This window comes from Phenylobacterium sp., assembly GCF_024508875.1.
Lineage (GTDB): Bacteria > Pseudomonadota > Alphaproteobacteria > Caulobacterales > Caulobacteraceae > Phenylobacterium.
Map to the genome: position 1 here is coordinate 17,858 of NZ_JANINU010000322.1, position 971 is coordinate 18,828.

Genomic DNA, 971 nt, shown 5'->3' on the forward strand with positions numbered 1-971 from the left:
TCACCGGCTTGCCGCCGATGGCCTTGGAGGCCAGCGCCGCCGGCACGGCATAGTCGCCGTTCAGCCGCCGGCCGAACCCGCCGCCCAGCATGTAGGTGCGCAGGACGATGCTCTCTTCCTTGCGGCCCAGCGCCTTGGCGAGCCACGGCAGGACCAGCGACTGCCACTGGTTGCCCGTGTGGATCTCGAACACCCCGTCCTTCTCGAAGGCCAGGGCGTTGACGGGCTCCATCTGGAAGTGGAGCGCGGTGGCGGTGGTGTAGGTGCGTTCCAGCGTCGACTTGGCGCCGGCGAACGCCGCGTCGACGCCCGGATCCTCCACCACCTGCGCGCCGGTGGTCTTGTCCGCGATCAGGGCTTTGGCGCGGGCCTGCAGATCGGCCTCGGACACCTTGGCCGTTTCGCCCGGCGTCCAGGTGACCTTCAGCGCCTCGGCGGCGCGGTCGGCGGCGATGAAGCTGTCGGCATAGACCATGACCCAGCCGGGCGCCGTGCCCGACGGGTCGTCCAGCGCGATGGCGCGGATGTAGCCCGGGACCTTCTTCGCCTCGGTCTCGTCGATGGCCTTGACCACCGAGCCGTAGCGGGTGGGCGGCAGCCTGGGCCGGGCGTAGACCATCCCGGGCGTCTTGGCGTCGAGGCCGTACCTGGCCTGGCCGTTGGTCTTGGCGGGGATGTCCCAGGCCTGGCCCGGCTTGCCGACGATCTTGTGGTCGGCCGCCGCCTTGACCGGCAGCTTCGCCAGCTCCTCGGCGGTGAACTTGCGCCCGAGGTCGCCCTTGGCGACGATCTCGCCGTACGAGATCGAGCGCTTGCCGGCCACCACCGCGCCGCCGCGGGCCACGCAGTCGGCGGGCGTCGCGCCCATCAGCTTGGCGCCCGCCTCGATCATGGCGATCCGGCCCGCCGCCCCGGCCTGGCTGTAGAGCGGATAGCTCTGCCAGACCGACCAGGAGCCGCCGGTGACCATC

At 71.5% G+C, this 971-nt stretch carries 1 protein-coding gene; it reads right to left on the bottom strand.

What is annotated here, in order from left to right; all coding sequences use genetic code 11:
- Window positions 1–971: molybdopterin cofactor-binding domain-containing protein (locus Q0L11_RS21065; protein WP_296599878.1), on the bottom strand; the 971-nt coding region annotated here is incomplete at both ends.